At 71.5% G+C, this 1574-nt stretch carries 1 protein-coding gene; it reads right to left on the bottom strand.

Annotated elements, in window-relative coordinates; translation table 11 throughout:
- Positions 1-7: 7 nt before the first annotated feature.
- On the bottom strand, positions 8-1243 hold the full coding sequence (locus ACWDS7_RS48395) for a YncE family protein (RefSeq protein WP_451934816.1): 1236 nt from the start codon (positions 1241-1243) through the stop codon (positions 8-10).
- Positions 1244-1574 lie beyond the last annotated feature (331 nt).

The following is a 1574-nucleotide window of genomic DNA, read 5'->3' as shown; positions in this document are numbered from 1 at the left end:
CGAGCCGTCAGCCCGCGGCGGGGTCCAGGGAGCCGATCACATCCTCGGGGACCTGTCCCGGCCGCTCACGCTGGGGGAAGTCCCCGACCGGCACCCGGGCCACCTCGCGCGCGGTGTCGTAGTCCACGACCGAGATCACGTCCTTCTCGCTGAGCGACACGAGGCAGCGCCGGCCGTCGGCGCCGGTGGTCGCCCAGTACGGCAGGCTGCCGGCGTCGTAGTGCACGTAGCCCCGCGTGGTCAGCCCGGGACGGTCGACGATCGCCACGTAGTCGTCGATCGTGCCCGCCACGCAGAGCTTGCCGTTGTCGCCCGACATCGCCATGCCATGGTGCGCGGAGTTCTGCGGGTAGTCGTCGGCCGAGAGCCTCCCGCCCGCCTCGCTGAAGGGCATCTCGACCTTCCGGGTGATCTTCCCGGTGACCAGGTCGACCTCGGCGAAGCCGTTGAGATAGGAGAACTGGGCGTACATCGTCCTGTTGTCGGGAGTGAACACCGCGGGGCGGATGCCGTACTCGAAGGTGTGTTTCCTGATCACCTTGAGCGTGGCGGCGTCCACGACCGTGAGCTGCCTGCCGCCCTTGAGGGCGTTCAGCGCCCTGGGCAGGGAGGTGACGCCGATGCTGGAGTTGTACAGGAACCTGCCGTCGGGGGAGTAGTCGTTGGCGTGCGGATAGGTCCCGGTCGGGATGTCGGTGACGAGCGCGCCGGTGGCGGTGTCGATCACCTGCGCCGCGGAGGCGGTCGTCGCCGACACGATGAAGTGCCTGCCGTCGGCGGAGAGCGCCGCGTGGTCGGCCTTGAAGCCCTCGATCTTGTAGCGCCACAGCATCCTCCGGCCGGCGATGTCGAAGGCCACCGCGTCGGACAGGTTGCCGCGGGAGACGTACAGGGTGCGCCCGTCGGGGGACAGCGCCATGTCGTCGACGAGCTTGCGGTATCCCTGGATCCGGTTGACCGCCTCGTAGCCGGCGCGCTCGACCGGGTTCATCGCCCTCAGGCGCTCGTCCAGATCGGGGACCGCGTCGAAGGAGCCCAGGTTGCGGTAGGTGGCGCTGTCGACGAAGCTGACCGTCCCGCCCTGCGCGTTGCCCACCAGGAGCACCTCGCGCGCCGGCGCCGACCGGGCGGCGGAGGCGGGGCCCGCGAGGGCCGTCAGCAGCACGGTGGCCGCGGCGAGCGGCATGACGGACTTCATGGAAGGTGCGCGCACGGTGTCGCCGTCCTCTCGGTCGATGGGCACTTCCGTGAGCTCGCGCCGCGGGACCGGCCGCTGTGGTCGGCGGGGGAGAGCGGGGCGCGCCGGCGACCGGAATCCGTTCAGGCGAGAACGCTACAGGCGGGCGCGGGCGGGCGCTTGTGGGGGCGTCAGCAATTCGCGGGGGGAGATTGTCGGCGCCTGACAACCCGGTCGGCGCGGCGGGCCGGGCCGCGGGACGGTCAAGTGTTCGTCGGTGAACATGGGGATAAGCCGGACGGACGGAGGGGTAGGAGAGCGCCCGTGAAGGGCGAAGCGAACGCCACGGGCCCGCACGTCCCCGCCCCGGCGGAGGCCCGGCCGCCGTCCCGCCGGG

It is taken from the genome of Streptosporangium sp. NPDC003464 (genome assembly GCF_053588315.1).
This window is presented reverse-complemented; position numbering and strand designations above follow the sequence as displayed.